15 protein-coding genes are annotated in these 15,140 nt (G+C 74.0%); 6 read left to right on the top strand and 9 right to left on the bottom strand.

Annotated elements, in window-relative coordinates; translation table 11 throughout:
• The first annotated feature begins 27 nt into the window (after positions 1 to 27).
• Positions 28 to 2,676, top strand: coding sequence for an aminopeptidase N (pepN, locus tag AC0VX0_RS05525; RefSeq protein WP_069941299.1), 2,649 nt, complete (start codon positions 28 to 30; stop codon positions 2,674 to 2,676).
• Positions 2,677 to 2,755: 79 nt separating this feature from the next.
• On the opposite strand, the gene AC0VX0_RS05520 is transcribed toward pepN, so the two are convergent.
• From AC0VX0_RS05520 to AC0VX0_RS05495, 6 genes are all read right to left on the bottom strand, one after another.
• A complete protein-coding gene (locus AC0VX0_RS05520) occupies positions 2,756 to 3,400 on the bottom strand; it encodes a hypothetical protein (RefSeq protein ID WP_223247538.1) in 645 nt (214 codons plus the stop codon).
• A gap of 373 nt (positions 3,401 to 3,773) precedes the next feature.
• Entirely contained in the window at positions 3,774 to 4,832 is a 1,059-nt protein-coding gene (locus AC0VX0_RS05515; protein WP_036383370.1) for a lipoate--protein ligase family protein, read from the bottom strand.
• A 103-nt stretch (positions 4,833 to 4,935) separates the two neighbouring features.
• The gene (locus tag AC0VX0_RS05510; RefSeq protein ID WP_002855042.1) at positions 4,936 to 5,193 is read right to left on the bottom strand and encodes a type B 50S ribosomal protein L31; all 258 of its coding nucleotides are present in this window, start codon (positions 5,191 to 5,193) and stop codon (positions 4,936 to 4,938) included.
• 109 nt (positions 5,194 to 5,302) lie between these two features.
• A complete protein-coding gene (locus AC0VX0_RS05505; protein ID WP_051995262.1) occupies positions 5,303 to 6,145 on the bottom strand; it encodes a TrmH family RNA methyltransferase in 843 nt (280 codons plus the stop codon).
• Positions 6,138 to 6,983 carry a sulfite exporter TauE/SafE family protein gene (locus AC0VX0_RS05500; RefSeq protein ID WP_036315227.1) on the bottom strand — a complete coding sequence of 282 codons (846 nt, stop codon included), beginning with the start codon at positions 6,981 to 6,983 and terminating at the stop codon, positions 6,138 to 6,140. Before AC0VX0_RS05500 ends, AC0VX0_RS05505 begins: the two co-directional genes overlap by 8 nt.
• On the bottom strand, positions 6,980 to 7,804 hold the full coding sequence (locus tag AC0VX0_RS05495) for an ABC transporter ATP-binding protein (RefSeq protein WP_051995263.1): 825 nt from the start codon (positions 7,802 to 7,804) through the stop codon (positions 6,980 to 6,982). Before AC0VX0_RS05495 ends, AC0VX0_RS05500 begins: the two co-directional genes overlap by 4 nt.
• Before the next feature lie 86 nt (positions 7,805 to 7,890).
• On the opposite strand from AC0VX0_RS05495, the gene serB reads away from it, so the two are divergent.
• Positions 7,891 to 8,727, top strand: a complete 837-nt coding sequence (serB, locus tag AC0VX0_RS05490) for a phosphoserine phosphatase SerB (RefSeq protein WP_036315229.1) — start codon at positions 7,891 to 7,893, stop codon at positions 8,725 to 8,727.
• Positions 8,728 to 8,800: 73 nt separating this feature from the next.
• On the opposite strand, the gene AC0VX0_RS05485 is transcribed toward serB, so the two are convergent.
• Positions 8,801 to 9,559, bottom strand: a complete 759-nt coding sequence (locus AC0VX0_RS05485; RefSeq protein WP_355504200.1) for an SDR family oxidoreductase — start codon at positions 9,557 to 9,559, stop codon at positions 8,801 to 8,803.
• Positions 9,560 to 9,596: 37 nt separating this feature from the next.
• Positions 9,597 to 10,343: a beta-ketoacyl-ACP reductase gene (locus tag AC0VX0_RS05480; RefSeq protein ID WP_355504198.1), complete on the bottom strand. Its 747-nt coding sequence runs from the start codon at positions 10,341 to 10,343 to the stop codon at positions 9,597 to 9,599.
• Between the two features lie 171 nt (positions 10,344 to 10,514).
• Between AC0VX0_RS05480 and AC0VX0_RS05475 the strand changes: the two genes are divergently transcribed.
• Genes AC0VX0_RS05475 through AC0VX0_RS05465 form a run of 3 tightly spaced genes read left to right on the top strand, consistent with a single transcriptional unit; the run spans position 10,515 to position 12,264 of the window.
• Positions 10,515 to 10,982, top strand: a complete 468-nt coding sequence (locus AC0VX0_RS05475) for a DUF3099 domain-containing protein (protein WP_355504196.1) — start codon at positions 10,515 to 10,517, stop codon at positions 10,980 to 10,982.
• Positions 10,979 to 11,350 carry a hypothetical protein gene (locus AC0VX0_RS05470; RefSeq protein ID WP_061867249.1) on the top strand — a complete coding sequence of 124 codons (372 nt, stop codon included), beginning with the start codon at positions 10,979 to 10,981 and terminating at the stop codon, positions 11,348 to 11,350. The genes AC0VX0_RS05475 and AC0VX0_RS05470 overlap by 4 nt, the downstream gene beginning before the upstream one ends.
• Complete coding sequence (locus tag AC0VX0_RS05465) at positions 11,347 to 12,264, top strand: SURF1 family cytochrome oxidase biogenesis protein (protein ID WP_355504194.1); 918 nt, start codon at positions 11,347 to 11,349, stop codon at positions 12,262 to 12,264. Before AC0VX0_RS05470 ends, AC0VX0_RS05465 begins: the two co-directional genes overlap by 4 nt.
• 30 nt (positions 12,265 to 12,294) lie before the next feature.
• On the opposite strand, the gene abc-f is transcribed toward AC0VX0_RS05465, so the two are convergent.
• A complete protein-coding gene (abc-f, locus tag AC0VX0_RS05460) occupies positions 12,295 to 13,893 on the bottom strand; it encodes a ribosomal protection-like ABC-F family protein (protein WP_355504192.1) in 1,599 nt (532 codons plus the stop codon).
• Positions 13,894 to 14,110: 217 nt separating this feature from the next.
• Between abc-f and AC0VX0_RS05455 the strand changes: the two genes are divergently transcribed.
• Positions 14,111 to 15,121 carry an IS481 family transposase gene (locus AC0VX0_RS05455; protein WP_182496708.1) on the top strand — a complete coding sequence of 337 codons (1,011 nt, stop codon included), beginning with the start codon at positions 14,111 to 14,113 and terminating at the stop codon, positions 15,119 to 15,121.
• The last annotated feature ends 19 nt before the right edge of the window (positions 15,122 to 15,140 follow it).

Here is a 15,140-nt window from a genome sequence, read left to right as displayed (position 1 = left end):
CGCTGGATCCCCGACCGGAGGCTCGCCTTGACCGACACCACCCCCGACCTCGACGCCACCAACGTCACCCGCGCGGAGGCCGCGGACCGCTCCCGCCTGCTCACGGTGCAGGACTACGTCGTGGACGTGGACCTCTCCGACGCCCGGGACGCCGCCGCCGACACCTATCCGGTCCGCACCGTGATCCGCTTCGCGTGCGCCGAGCCCGGCGCGCAGACCCACCTGGACTGGATCCACGGCGGCGTGGAGTCGGTGACCCTCAACGGCACGGCGCTGGACGTGGCCGAGGTCGTGGGCGAGGCCCGGGTGCTGCTGCCCGACCTGGCGGCGCAGAACGTGGTCGAGCTGGTCGGCCGGTCCGTGTACTCCCGGTCGGGCGAGGGCCTGCACCGCTTCACGGACCCCGCCGACGGCGAGGTCTACCTCTACACCCAGTACGAGCCCGCCGACGCGCGCCGCGTGTTCCCGGACTTCGAGCAGCCGGACCTCAAGGCCGCCTTCACCTTCTCCCTCACCGGACCCGAGGACTGGGTGCTGGCCTCGAACCGGCCGGAGGTCTCCCGGACGCCGACCGGGGACGGTGTCGTCCGGGTGGAGTTCGCCCCGACGCTCCCCCAGTCCACCTACATCACGACGCTGCTCGCCGGCCCCTATGCGCAGTGGGAGGACGCCTGGGACGGTCACCCGGCCAGCGGTGCGCAGGCCGTGCCGCTGCGGCTGTTCACCCGGCGCACGATGGCCGACGCGTTCGACCCCGAGGCCGTGTTCGACGTGACGAAGCGGGGGCTGACGTTCTTCCACGACCTCTTCGGCGTCGCGTACCCGTGGGGCAAGTACGACCAGGCGTTCGTGCCCGAGTACAACCTCGGCGCCATGGAGAACCCGGGCCTCGTGACCTTCACCGAGGACTTCGTGTTCACCTCGCGGGCCACCGCGGTCCAGTACGAGGGCCGCGCCAACGTGATCCTGCACGAGATGGCGCACATGTGGTTCGGCGACCTCGTGACGATGCACTGGTGGGACGACCTGTGGCTCAAGGAGTCGTTCGCGGACTACATGGGCGCCCTCGGCGTGGACGAGGCCACCGACTTCCGGACCGCGTGGGTGACCTTCGCGTCCCGCCGCAAGGCCTGGGCGTACGTGCAGGACCAGATGCCGACGACGCACCCCATCGTCGCGGACATCGTCGACCTCGAGGCCGCCCGTCAGAACTTCGACGGGATCACCTACGCCAAGGGCGCCTCCGTGCTCAAGCAGCTGGCCGCCTACGTGGGCCGTGACGCGTTCCTCGACGCCGCACATCGCTACTTCGCCGCCCACGCGTGGGGCAACGCCTCCCTCGCCGACTTCATGGCGGTCCTCGAGGCCGCCTCGGGGCGGGACATGCGCGCGTGGGCGGACGCGTGGCTGCACACCTCCGGCGTGCCCCGGCTGCGGGTCGACGTCGACGGCGACGCCCCGGTGCTGCGCCAGGAGGGCGCGGACCCGGTCACGGGCGGGCCGATCCTCCGCCCGCACGTGCTGAAGGTCGGCGTCTTCACGCCCGGGCAGGACGGCGTCCTGCGCCGCACCGCCCAGGTCACCGCCGATGTGCCGGGTGGGGCGGAGGGCGCGGCCGTGCCCCTGCCGGACCTCGAGGTGCCCGGGGGCGTCCGCCTCGTGCTGCCCAACGACGAGGACCTCACCTACGCCGCCGTCGCGCTCGACGCGGGCTCGCTGCGCGCGGCCCTGACGCACCCCATCGCGGACCCGCTCGCGGAGGCCACCGTGTGGGCCGCCCTGTGGTCGATGACCCGCGACGGCGAGCTGCCGGTCGCCCGGTTCCTGGACGCGGTGGCGACGCTGTCCGCGCGGATCGCGACCGTGGGCGTGCACGCGCAGGTGCTGGCGCAGGCCGCCGCGGCCGTGGGCCAGTACGCCCGCGCCGAGGACCGTGACGCGCTGCGGTCCCGGCTGGGCGAGGTCCTGGCCGAGCAGACCCGCACGCTCGAGGCCGGCTCCGACCGCCAGCGCACCGCGGCCCGCACGTGGGCGACGCTGGCGCGGGCCGACGTCGGGATGGCCGCGGCCCTCGAGGCCGCCCTGCTCGGCGAGGACGCGGCGGCGTTCGCGCCGGGCCTGGCGGTCGACGCGGAGCTGCGCTGGCTCGTGCTCCAGGCCCTCGCCGCGACCGGCCGGGCCGACCAGGACCGCCTGGACGCGGAGCTCGAGGCCGGCCGCACGGCGCAGACCGTCACGTGGCACCGGCTCGCCGCAGCCGCCCGCCCCGAGGCCGAGGTCAAGGCCGCCGCGTGGGAGGCGGTCATGTCCGGCCGCACGACCACCGGCACGGAGCTGTCCAACGACCTGCTCTCGGCCACGGCGGCCGGCTTCGCCGCGGGCGGGGTCGAGCTCCTCGCCCCCTACGAGTCCGGCTTCTGGCCGCGCCTGACCTCGGTGTGGGCCTCGCGGTCCAACGGGCTGGCCTCGCGCGCGATCGGCGGGCTGTTCCCGGGCCGCCAGGACGCGGTGGCCGGCGGCGCCGACGCGCAGGAGTCGCACCCGACGCTGGCCGCGGCCCAGCGCTGGCTGGACGAGCACCCCGACGCCCCGGGGGCCCTGCGGCGCCTGGTCGTGGAGCACACGGACGCCCTGCGGCGGTCCCTGCGCGTGCAGGCGGTGCAGCCGGCGGGCTGAGCGGTAAGCCCTCCCGCGCAGAGTGGTCACGACACGCCGCCTCCCCTCGGGCGAGGCGGTGTGTCGTGACCATTCCAGCTCAGGGCGCGGCAACGCGGAGCACGCGTTCCCGGCCCACCCGGCGCAGGCCCACGGCGTCGGCGGCGCGCTGGGCGTCCCGGTCGCGCATCCCCACCCGCTCGACGACGACGGGCCGCGTCTCCAGCACGGCCGTCAGTTCGGCGTGGCGCGCCACGTGCGCGGCCCCGCCGTCCGGGTCGAGAGACAGCGCCTGCCGGTCGGCCGCGTGGAGCCAGGCCGCCGACACGTCCTCCACCGGGCCGCGCAGGTGCGCGCCGAGGGAGGCGTCGTCGAGCAGGTCGGAGACGTCGGCGTCCGCGAGGCGGGCCACGAGTGCGGGTGGCCCGGCGACCACCGCGGTCGTGTGGAGCAGGACCACGTGCAGCAGCTCCGGGTCGGCGTCCGCGGCGGGCGCGAGCACGACGCCCGGGTCCTCCCACGCCGTCGGCGCGACGCCGAGTCCCGCGGCCAGCCCGGTCCGCAGCGCGGCGGTCGCGTCGGCGCCCAGCACGTCGGCCGGCGCGACCGTGCCGAGGGCCAGCGGGTGGACGCCGAGCAGCCGGTTCAGGGCGCGGGCCTCGCGGTGCGCCCGGTCCACGAGGGCGGCCAGCTCGGGCGAGGTCTCCCCCACCAGCGGCAGCTCGCGCAACGTTGCGGCACCCACCGGCACCCCGGCCTCGGCCGCGACCGCTGCCAGCGCGTCCCAGTGTCGCGTCTCCTCCTGGGCAGGCGTGCGGCCGCCGCCCGGCTCGTCCAGCCGCGGTCCGTGAGCAGAGGCACGCGGCGGCCGGAGGCCAGCTCCAGCTCGAGGGCGCAGTGGACGTCCACGGTCGACCGTGGGCGCCCCGGGGCGTCGGAGCGGGCGATCAGGCGGACGGGGGCGTCGTCGTCGGGGGTCATGGTCCGATCCTGACAGAGCCGCCCCGCCACACCTCGACGCGTCGGGGGCGGTTTCGGGCGGTATTCACGTCGAATACCACCGCAAACCGCCCCCGGACGGAAGCGTGCCGGACGGTGCCGGGACGCCGTCAGGCGGCTCAGGGCACCCGCGCGGTCCACTCCGGGGTCGCGAACTTGGTGCGGGCCAGCTGCTCGGCCTCCTCACGGGTGGCCTCGTCCAGCTCGACGCGGCGGGCGCCGTAGCGCTCCTCGAAGGTGGTCATCATGGTCTCCCAGATCTCGGCGCGGGAGACGCCGGTCTGGCGCCGGAGCGGGTCCACGCGCTTCTTCGCCGAGGTCACGCCCTTGCCGCGCAGCTTCTCCCGGCCGATGCGCAGCACCTCGAGCATCTTGTCCGCGTCGATGTCGTAGCTCATCGTCACGTGGTGCAGCAGCCCGGCCGTGCCCACCCGCTTCTGCGCGGCGCCGCCGATCTTCCCCTGGTCCGTGGCGATGTCGTTGAGCGGCTGGTAGAACGCGTGCACGCCGAGTCGGGAGAGCGCGTCCATGGTCCACTCGTCCAGGAACGGGTAGGACTCCGCCGTCTCCAGCCCGTCGACCAGCGACGACGGGACGTGCATCGAGTACGTGACGCAGTTGTCCGCCTCCATGAACATCGCGCCGCCGCCGGAGATCCGCCGCACCACGTTGATGCCGTGCCGCCGCGCCCCCTCGGGGTCCACCTCGTTGGCGAGCGACTGGAAGGCGCCGATCACCACGGCCGGCTCGTTCCACTGCCACAGGCGCATGGTCGGCTTGCGACGTCCCTCGGCCACCTGCCGGGTGAGCACCTCGTCCAGGGCCACGGTGAGCGCGATCGGCATCGGCTCCGGCCCGATGACCTCCCACTCGTGGTCCCCCCACGTGGTCGCCTTGCCGAGGGCCCGACGCACGGCCGAGGCCACCGCGAAGGCGTCCACGCCGAACAGCTCGGCCTCGGGTCGCAGACCCCGCTCGACGGCCTCCCGGATGACGCGGTGCTCAGCGTCCGCGGACAGCCCGGCCACCGCCGCGTTGAGGTCCTCGAGCGCCTCATCCGGCTCGAGGTAGAAGTCGCCGTTGATGCTCGCGGTCGCGATCCGGCCGTCCGCGAGGCTCAGGTCCGCCGCGACCAGCTTGCCGCCGATCACCTTGTATTCACCGTGGAGAGTCGTCATGCCCGTCAGCCTACGGGCGACGCGACGGGCCCCGCACCGCCCGGATCGTTCCGGGGGCGCGGGGCCCGTCGTCGTGGTGGGCGTGCGGCTCAGGCCGCCGCGGTCACTTCTTGCCGCCGAAGCCCTTGAAGCGGGCGTTGAAGCGCTCGACGCGGCCGGCGGTGTCCATGATGCGCTGCTTGCCCGTGTAGAACGGGTGCGAGGCGGCCGAGATCTCGACGTCGATCACCGGGTAGGTGTTGCCATCGGTCCACTCCGCGGTCTTGTCGGAGTTCGCGGTGGTGCGGGTGAGGATCTTCTCACCGGAGGCGAGGTCGTTGAAGATGACGTAGCGGTAATCCGGGTGGATCTCAGACTTCATGGTGCATCCTTCGTGTCAGCCGCCTGATTGGGACCAGGGGCGCGAGAGGTGTGGTCAGGGGGTCCGCCGGAGGGCGGGCCAGCCGCCCACTCTACCGCACCCGGGCCGGTCAGCGCGCGCGCAGCTCCCACAGCGCGACCGCCGCGGCCGCCGCCACGTTCAGCGAGTCGACGCCGGCGGGCATGGGGATGACGACGTCGGCGTCGGTCTGGGCGAGGGTCTCGGGACGGACCCCCGGCCCCTCCTGGCCGAGGACGAGGGCCAGGCGCTCGGCGGTGCGCAGCGGCTCGATCCAGGCGGAGTCCAGGCCCACGGCACGCTCCGTCACCTCGAGGGCGGCCACCGCGAACCCGGCCGCCCGCAGCGCGGGCAGCGACTGGGCGACCGGACCGGGCAGGCGCGCCCACGGCAGGCGGAACACCGTGCCCATCGAGACGCGGATGGCGCGCCGGTAGAGCGGGTCGGCGGCCTGCGGGGTGAGCAGCAGGGCGTCCCAGCCGAGGGCGACGGCGGAGCGCACCACGGCGCCCAGGTTCGTGTGGTCCACGAGGTCCTCGGCGATGAGCACGCGCCGCGCGCCCGCGAGGACGTCGGCGAGCGGCCGGGGCGCGGGGCGGTCCATCGCGGCCAGGGCGCCGCGGTGCAGGTGGAAGCCGGTGAGTGCCTCGAGCACGTCGTCGGGTCCGGTGAAGACCGGGACGTCCGGGTGGGCGGCGAGCACGTCCGCGAAGGAACCGCGGTAGCGGTCCCCCAGCAGGAAGGAGCGCGGGGTGTGTCCGGCGTCCAGTGCGCGGCGGACCACCTGGGAGGACTCGGCGAGGAAGACGCCGTGCTCCGCGTCGACGCGACGGCGCAGGGCCGCGTCTGTCATGGTCGTGTAGGGGGCCAGGCGGGGGTCGGCGAGGTCCTCGATCCGCTCCAGGCGCACCTCGCGGGCCCCGCCCTCACCCACCCGAGACCTGCCGCATCACCATGACCACCAGCCCGGCCAGGCCCACGATCACGATGGTGACGCGCAGCGCCGTCGGCGAGATGCGCCGCCCGATCCGCGCGCCCACGAGCCCGCCCACGAGCGAGGAGAGCGCGATCAACAGGACGGCCCGCCAGTCGATGCGGTCGAAGGCGAACACCAGGTAGAACGCCGCGGCGGTGAGGTTGACCACCAGCGACAGCCACGTCTTCACCGCGTTGGCGTGCACGAGGGTGCCGCCCACCAGCAGCACGCCGAAGATCGCCATGAGCATGACGCCCTGGGCGGCCACGAAGTAGCCGCCGTAGATGCCGGTCAGGAACACGAGCGTCCACAGTGTCGGGGTCACGGGGCCCACCGGCACGGGAGAGTCCGCGCCGGGGGTCGGTCCCTGGTCCTCCGCCCGACGCCGGACCCACCGCTGGATGCGCGGCTGCAGCACGACGACCGTCAGGGCCACCACGAGCAGCACCGGCGCGACGTAGCCGAACACGGCCGGGGGCAGCGTGGTGAGCAGGGCGGCGCCGATGACCCCGCCGAGCAGGGACGCGACGGTCAGCTTCGGCAGGAGCGCCCGGGACTGGGCCAGCTCTCGGCGGTACCCGTACGTGCCGGAGAAGCCCGAGGCCACCAGGCCCATCGCGTTGGAGACCTGGGCCGTCACGGGCGGGAACCCGACCGCCACGAGCGTCGGGAAGGTGACGAGCGTGCCCGAGCCGATCACCGAGTTGATCGTGCCGGCCCAGAACCCCGCGAGCAGCACGAGCAGGACCTGCCACAGGTCCATGCCCAGCAGCTGCGCGGTCAGCAGCCCCGTCACCGGGCGACGGCGGTGTACCGACCGCCGGTGCGGGTCACCTTCAGGTCCGTGCCGAACGCCGAGGAGAGGTGCTCCTCGGTGAGCGTCGACTCGATGGGCCCGGCCGCCACGACGCCGCCGGCCCGCAGCAGCAGTGCATGCGTGAAGCCCGGGGGCACGTCCTCGAGGTGGTGCGTGACGAGGACCAGCGCGGGCGCGTCCTCGTCCGTGGCGAGCGCCGTCAGCTGGCGCACGAGGTCCTCCCGCCCGGCGAGGTCCAGGCCCGCGGCGGGCTCGTCCAGCAGGAGCAGCTCGGGGTCGGTCATCAGGGCACGGGCGATGAGCACGCGCTTGCGCTCACCGTCGGAGAGGGTGCCGAACGCGCGGTGCGCGAGGCGGGAGAGCCCCCAGGTCGCCACGAGGCCGAGCGCGCGGGCGCGATCCTCCGTCTCGTACCGCTCGCGCCACGTGCCGGTGATCCCGTAGGCGGCGGTGACGACGGCGTCCTGCACGGTCTCGTTCGCGGGCACCTGGGCGGCGAGCTGGGCGGAGGACAGGCCGATGCGCGGGCGCAGCTCGAACACGTCGACGGCGCCGAGCACCTCGTCCAGCACGCCGACGTCGCCGGCGGTCGGGTGCAGGCGGGCCGCGGCCAGCTGGAGCAGCGTCGACTTGCCGGCGCCGTTCGGGCCCATCACGATCCACCGCTGCCCCGCGCGGACCGTCCAGTCCAGGGGGCCGAGGATGTCGGTGGTGCCGCGGCGCACGCGCACGCGGCGCATCTGCAGCACGGCGTCCTCGTCCGGGAGGAACCAGTCGTCGGGAGGCGCGGGGGTGGTCATGGGGGCCAGCCTAGTCCGGCCGGCCGGCGCGTCGCCGATGCGACGCACGCCCGGCCGCGCCCGCACCCCCGCCTAGGATGCCGCGCATGAGCACCCTGCGCCGCCTCGTCGTCACCGCCGACCCCGCCCTCCTCGTCACGGACGCGCCCCCGGCCGGCGTGCCCGACGACGCCGAACGGCTCACCGACGACGGCCTGCTGGGCTGGCGCTTCGCCGCGGACGAGTGGGCGGCGGCCCCGGAGCCGGGCTCCGGGTGGGACGTGCTCACGGTGCCGGCGACGGTCGCCGCCGCGCCGGCGCCCCTCGTGGTGACGGACGTGGACTCCACGCTGATCCGGCAGGAGGTCGTCGAGCTGCTCGCCGCCCACGCCGGCCGCGAGGCCGAGGTCGCCGAGGTGACGGAGCGGGCGATGCGCGGTGAGCTCGACTTCGCCGCCTCGCTGCACGCGCGCGTCGAGGCGCTCGCGGGGCTGCCCGTGGGCGTCGTGGCGGACGTGGTGCGGGCCATCCGGCCCACCGACGGAGCCCTCGCGCTGATCGAGGCCGTCACCGCGGCCGGCGGCCGGGTGTGCGCGGTCTCCGGCGGCTTCACCCAGGTGCTCGCCCCGCTGGCCGAGGCGTGGGGCGTGCACGCCTACTGCGCCAACGAGCTCGAGGTGCGGGACGGGCACCTGACGGGGAAGGTGCTCGGCGACGTCGTGGACCGCGCGGCGAAGGCCGCCATGCTGCGCGCCTGGGCCGAGGACGCGGGGCTCACCCCCGAGCAGGCCGTCGGCGTGGGCGACGGCGCCAACGACATCGATCTGCTCGAGGCGGCCGGCTGCGGCGTGGCGCTGTGCGCGAAGCCGATCCTCCGGGAGCACGCGGACGTCGTCGTCGACGTGCCCTCCTTCACCCCCCTGCGGTGGCTCCTCGGTCTCTGAGGCGTCCGCTCCCGGAGGTCACGAGGGCCGGATCCCACGGATCCGGCCCTCGTCGTCTGGGGTGTGGTGGGGTTCAGTCCTGCCCGAGGAAGTCCTCGGCGCCGCCCACGAGCTCGGTGTGGCCGACCTCGAGGCCCTCGCGGCCCACGAGGGAGGCGATCTCGGCGGCGAACTCCTCCACGGTGTAGAGCTTGCCGGCGGCCTCGCGGCGGGCCTCGATGGCACCGGGCTCGGCGCGGTCGAGCAGGGTGGCGGTGATGGTGCCCTCGATCATGTCGCCGGAGACCACCACGAAGCCCACGCCCTTCTCGGTGAACGCGGGGATGCGCTCGCGCAGGGCGTCCTCGCCGGCGCGCTTGGAGCGGGCCACGGGCTCGTAGGAGTCCATCGTGGCGACCTCGTCGATGAAGTGCGCCTGGTGGGAGGTCACGAACACGATCTGCCCGCCGGCGCCCATGCGCTCGAGCGCGGCGTCGGCCAGCGCGGCCTGGGCGTCACGGTTGAGCTTCATGGCGTAGTCCTCGCCGAACTGGGACTCCATGCCGCCCGAGGCGTTGAGCACGAGCACGTCGAGTGAGCCGAAGTGCTCCACGGCGGCGTCCAGCAGCGCGGCCCGGTCCTCGGCGACGGTCACGTCGCCGCCCACGGCCACGGCGCGGCCGCCGGCGTCCTCGATCCTCTGCACCACCCTGTTCGCGCGCGGCGCCTTCTGGCGGTAGTTCACCACGACGCCCGCGCCGCGGGCGGCCAGCAGCTCGGCGGTGGCGGCGCCGATGCCGCGGGAGGAGCCGGTGACGACGACGCCGCGTCCGGCCAGGTCCTGCTCGGTCATGTTCTGTGCTTCCTGTCTGCTCAGCGGTCGGTGGTCGTCAGTGGCCCATGCCCAGGCCGCCGTCCACGGGGATCACGGCCCCGGAGATGTACGCGGCCTCGTCCGAGGCCAGCCAGCGCACGACTCCGGCCACCTCCTCCGGGGCGGCGAAGCGGCCGGCCGGGATGGACGTCTTGTACTGGGCCTTGAGCTCGTCGTCGAGGGACTGCGTCATCTCGGTGTCGATGTAGCCGGGGGCCACGACGTTCGCGGTCACGCCGCGCGCGCCGAGCTCGCGCGTGATCGAGCGGGCCATCCCGACGAGGCCGGACTTGGAGGCGGCGTAGTTGACCTGGCCGGGCGAGCCGAGCAGGCCCACCACGGAGGAGACCAGGACGATGCGTCCGCGCTTCAGGCGCATCATGCCCTTGGTGGCGCGCTGCACCACGCGGAAGGCGCCGGTGAGATTCGTGTCGATCACCGAGGTGAAGTCGTCCTCGGACATGCGCAGCAGCAGCTGGTCGTGGGTGATGCCGGCGTTGGCCACGAGCACCTCGACCGGGCCGTGGGCCTCCTCGACCTCGCGGAAGGCCGCGTCCACGGAGGCCGCGTCCGTCACGTCGGCCCGGACCGCGAGGACCCCCTCCGGCCCCTCCCCCGAGCGGGAGGTGATGGCCACCCGGTCGCCGTTCGCGGCGAACGCCCGGGCGATGCCCAGGCCGATGCCGCGATTGCCCCCCGTGACGAGGACGCTGCGGCCGGCGGCCTGCGCTTCCGCTGCGGGCGTGGTGGTCTGATCGGCCATGGGAACACCTTCCGGACGGGACGGGACTAGACTGGAGCACCGGCGCGGCGCCGTCGACGCCGTCCTGCGGGACGCCGCCGAGGGCGGGCGCGCCGGCATGTGAACCACCACTCTACGTCCGCGGCCGCGCGGGGGCCCTCCGCAGGGCGCGACGTGCCAGGAGGATGCGCCATGACCAGCTCCGCCGCCAGCTCCCGAGCCGGCCGTCCCGCCCGCGCCGGGCGCGGGACGACACCGGAGGTCCAGGGGGTCACCACCGCCGCCGCCGGCCGCAGCGCGGACCGGGAGGCGCGCATGAAGGTCTACCTGGTCCAGATGCTGCTCCGCACCGCCTGCTTCGTCGCCGCGCTCTTCACCCACGGCTGGTGGCAGCTCGGGTTCATCCTCGGCGCGGTCGTGCTGCCCTACGTCGCCGTCGTGCGCGTGAACAACACCGGCCCGCAGCAGGCCGGCACCCTGCGCGCCGTGCCCGCCCAGGGACCGGCCCTGGCCCCCCGCCCCGACGACACGGCGGCGCCCAAGCCGGTCGTGCTCACCGGCGACCTCGTGGACGACCCGCGCGACCGTGCGCCCCGGGCGCTGGGCCGAGGGTCCTCGTCCGCCGGCGGTCCCGGCCTGCCCGGACGGGGCGCCGCGTGATCGGGGCGGGCCCGGGCGAGCCGGGCATGGACCTGCTGGGCGCCCTCGCGGCCGGCCGCCTCGACCCCGCCGCGGGTGCCTCCGCCACCCGATCCCCGCGCGCCGCCGCGGACGGGCCCGAGCGGCCGGTCTGCTCGCGTCGCGGCTGCACCGCGGAGGCCGCCTGGGCCCTGGAGTGGAACAACCCGCGCGTCCACGCCCCGGACCGGGTGAAGACCTGGCTGGCCTGCGCGGACCATCGGCCCTTCCTGGACGACTTCCTGAGCGCCCGCGGCTTCCTGCGGCGCTCCCGCCCACTCGACCCGCCCGCCACGGAGGCGCCCGAGGTCGAGACGCCCGAGACCCCGCAGGAGCCCCCGCGCCCATGAGCACCCCCGCCCCCATGACGACCCCGACCGCCCGCGACGCCGAACGCCTGCCGCCCCTGCGCTTCGGCTTCCTCGCCACCGGCCCGTGGATCCTCGGCTTCGTGGTGTGCATCCTCTTCGCGTTCCTGTGCCACGCGCTCGCCCAGTGGCAGTGGGACCGCCGCGTGGAGGTCCAGCACCGCGTCAACCGCGTCCTGGAGAACTACGACGACGACCCGATGCCGTTCGCCGAGGCCTCCCGGCTGTTCACCGCGTTCCAGACCGAGGACGAGTGGACGCCTGTGACACTGACCGGCGAGTACCTCGTCGACGAGACGCTCATCGTCCGCAACCGTCCCCGCGCCGGCCAGCCCGGCTACGAGGTGCTCGTGCCGTTCCGGACGGACGAGGGCCCCGTCGTCGTGGTGGACCGCGGCTGGCTCCCGGTGGGCAACAGCCCGGGTCAGCCGGACGCCGTGCCGGCCCCGCCCGCCGGCCACGCCGAGGTCGTGGTGCGGGTCAAGCCCGGGGAGCCGGCCCTGGACCGCGACGCCCCGGACGGCCAGGTGCCCTCGATCGACCTCGCCGAGATCGCCGACACCGTGGGCGGGCCCGTGGCCGGTACGGCCTACGGGATCATGGTCACGGAGGACCCGGCGGTGGAGTCGATGCCGCAGAAGCTCGTCGAGCCCACCCTCGACGAGGGCCCGCACCTGTCCTACGCGATCCAGTGGTACCTGTTCGCGGCCATGGGCTTCGGGGTGTGGGGGTACTCCGCGTGGATGCGCGCCCGCAACGACCGGGCCGACGCCCTCGACGACGCCGCGGACGACGGGCTGCTCTCCGCGCACCGGGTCCCCCGTGCCAAGCCGGCCCGGCGGCGGCGCGACGGGCGGCTCACGGACGAGGAGGCCGAGGACGCGCTCTTCGACTGAGCCGGCCCTCCGCCTCGGCGGCCCGCGGACTCAGGCGAGGGTGATGAGGTCCCTGTAGTCGTCGTTCCAGAGGTCCTCGACCCCGTCCGGCAGCAGCACCACGCGCTCGGGGTCGAGCGCCTCGACGGCGCCCTCGTCGTGGGTCACGAGCACCACGGCGCCCTCGTACTGGCGCAGTGCGTGGAGGATCTCCTCACGGCTGGCGGGGTCGAGGTTGTTCGTGGGCTCGTCCAGCAGCAGCACGTTCGCGCTCGAGGCCACGAGCGTGGCCAGCGCCAGGCGGGTCTTCTCGCCGCCGGAGAGGACGCGGGCGGGCTTGTCGACGTCGTCGCCCTGGAAGAGGAACGAGCCGAGCAGCGTGCGCGCCTGGGTGTCGCCGAGCTGCGGGGCGGCGTGGCGCATGTTGTCCAGGACGGACGCGTCCTGGTCCAGGGTGTCGTGCTCCTGGGCGAAGTAGCCCAGCTTGAGCCCGTGGCCCGCCTGCACCTCCCCGGTGTCCGGGGTCTCCTCCCCGGCGAGCATGCGCAGCAGCGTCGTCTTGCCGGCGCCGTTGTAGCCCAGGATCACCACGCGCGAGCCGCGGTCGATCGCCAGGTCCACTCCCGTGAAGATCTCGAGCGAGCCGTAGGACTTGGAGAGGTTCTCGGCGCGCAGCGGCGTCTTGCCGGAGGCCTGCGGGGTGGGGAAGCGGATCGCGGCCACGCGATCGACCGCGCGCTCGCCCTCGACGCCGCGCATGAGCCGCTCGGCGCGCTTGATCATGTTCTGCGCGGCGGTGGCCTTGGTCGCCTTGGCACGCATCTTCTCGGCCTGGGCCATGAGGGCCGAGGCCTTCTTCTCCGCGTTGGCGAACTCCCGGCGGCGGCGCGCCTCGTCCTGCTGGCGCTGGGCGAGGTAGTTCTTCCACGTCATGTTGTAGACGTCCATGGTCTGCCGGTTCGCGTCCAGGTAGAGGACCTTGTTCACGGTCATCTCCATGAGCTCCACGTCGTGCGAGATCATCAGGAGGCCGCCGGAGTAGGTCTTCAGGTAGTCGCGCAGCCACACGATCGAGTCGTGGTCGAGGTGGTTGGTGGGCTCGTCCAGCAGCATGATGTCCGCGTCGGAGAAGAGGATGCGGCCGAGCTCCACGCGGCGGCGCTGGCCGCCGGAGAGGGTGTGCAGCGGCTGGTCCAGCACGCGGTCCGGCAGGCCGAGGTTGGACGTGATCCGGGCGGCCTCGGACTCGGCCGCGTAGCCGCCGCGGGCCTCGAACTCCGCCTCCAGGCGGGAGTAGCGGTTCATCGCACGCTCCCGCTCGGCGTCGTCGACGGCGGCCATCCCGGCCTCGGCCTCGCGCATGCGGCGGATGGTCTGGTCCAGGTCGCGGGCGGAGAGGATGCGGTCACGGCCGGACTGGTCCATGTCCTCGACCTTGGGGTCCTGGGGCAGGTAGCCGATGCGACCGGTCCGGGTCACGGTGCCCGCCGTGGGCTGCCCGCCGCCGGCCAGGACCTTGGTCAGCGTCGTCTTGCCGGCGCCGTTGCGCCCCACGAGGCCGACCTTGTCCCCCTTGTCCACGCGGAAGTTCACCTCGTCCATGAGGAGACGGGCGCCCACGCGCAGTTCGACATCGGTGACGGTCAGCATGGGGGTGTCAGACTCCAGGGGTCGAGGGAAGGACAGGGGTGCACCGGCGGGGCCCGGCCGATCTCGACGGGCGGGGGCCAGTGCGGTGCCGGGCCAGTCTAGTTGTTGTGGGTCATGAGGTTCTTGACACGAGGCACGGGCTGAGATGAGACGAGCGGGCTCCGCCCCGCAGGATGGGAATTGCGACATCCACTCATCCGCGGAAGGAAGCCCGCTCGTGACTCACGCTAACGCACCTCTGACCCCCACCGGCCGGCTGCGCATGGTCCACCGCCACCTGAACGACGGGATCCCGCAGTCCCACGTGGCCGCGGAGTTCCGCGTCAGTCGGCCCACGGTGGCCACCTGGGTCGCCCGCTACCGTGCCGAAGGCGAGGCAGGACTGCAAGACCGCTCGAGCCGGCCCCATCGCTCACCTGCCCGGCTCGACCCCGCGATCGTGGCCGAGCTGGAGGCCCTGCGCCGGGCCGAGAAGTGGTCCGCCCGGCGCATCCATCACCATCTGGTCGGCGAGGGCCACCAGGTGTGTCTTCGCACCGTGGGGCGATGGCTGCACCGGGCCGGGATCTCCCGCCTACGGGACCTGACCCCAGCCGGAGAAGACCTCCGCCGGCAGCCGGCCCGGAGGATCACCGCGAGGGGGCCAGGGCACATGGTGCACCTGGACGTGAAGAAGATCGGACGCATCCCTGAAGGGGGAGGCTGGCGCGCCCACGGAAGAGACAGTGAGGCAGGGCGTGCTTCCAAGCGGGGGTCTGGCCAGCGGGTCGGCTACACCTACCTGCACTCGGCGATCGACGGGTTCACCCGCCTGGCGTACACGGAGGCGCTGGAGGATGAGCGGGCGGTGACCACGATCGGGTTCTACTGCCGGGCCCGCGCGTTCTTCGCCGCTCACGGCATCACCGTGGACCGGGTGGTCACGGACAACGGGAACAACTACCGGGCCGTGGACTTCACCCGGAAGGTGGTCTCTCTCGGGGGCCGGCATCACCGGATCCGCCCCTACACCCCGCGCCACAACGGGAAGGTCGAGCGGTACAACCGGCTGATGGTCGACGAGGTCCTCTACGCCCGCCCGTACTCCTCAGAGCGGGCTCGGCGTGAGGCCCTGCAGGTGTGGGTGAACCACTACAACTACCATCGGCCTCATACCTCCTGCGGAGAGGCTCCTCCGGCCTCGTTGGCCCCGGTGCGTGTCAACAACGTCATGCCCTCCTACATCTAGTCCGTCTACACTCTGGCCC

This window comes from Micrococcus sp. iso_26 (assembly GCF_056172975.1).
Note: the sequence above shows the minus strand (reverse complement) of the source record. Positions and strands in the feature narration are given on the sequence as shown.

Excerpts from the sequence above, each read along its gene's own strand:
- AC0VX0_RS05515 (WP_036383370.1), bottom strand. The coding sequence starts at position 4,832 with ATGACGACTCTCCACGGTGAATACAAGGTGATCGGCGGCAAGCTGGTC.
- AC0VX0_RS05510 (WP_002855042.1), bottom strand. The coding sequence starts at position 5,193 with ATGAAGTCTGAGATCCACCCGGATTACCGCTACGTCATCTTCAACGAC.
- AC0VX0_RS05495 (WP_051995263.1), bottom strand. The coding sequence starts at position 7,804 with ATGACCACCCCCGCGCCTCCCGACGACTGGTTCCTCCCGGACGAGGAC.
- serB (WP_036315229.1), top strand. The coding sequence starts at position 7,891 with ATGAGCACCCTGCGCCGCCTCGTCGTCACCGCCGACCCCGCCCTCCTC.
- AC0VX0_RS05485 (WP_355504200.1), bottom strand. The coding sequence starts at position 9,559 with ATGACCGAGCAGGACCTGGCCGGACGCGGCGTCGTCGTCACCGGCTCC.
- AC0VX0_RS05480 (WP_355504198.1), bottom strand. The coding sequence starts at position 10,343 with ATGGCCGATCAGACCACCACGCCCGCAGCGGAAGCGCAGGCCGCCGGC.
- AC0VX0_RS05475 (WP_355504196.1), top strand. The coding sequence starts at position 10,515 with ATGACCAGCTCCGCCGCCAGCTCCCGAGCCGGCCGTCCCGCCCGCGCC.
- AC0VX0_RS05465 (WP_355504194.1), top strand. The coding sequence starts at position 11,347 with ATGAGCACCCCCGCCCCCATGACGACCCCGACCGCCCGCGACGCCGAA.
- abc-f (WP_355504192.1), bottom strand. The coding sequence starts at position 13,893 with ATGCTGACCGTCACCGATGTCGAACTGCGCGTGGGCGCCCGTCTCCTC.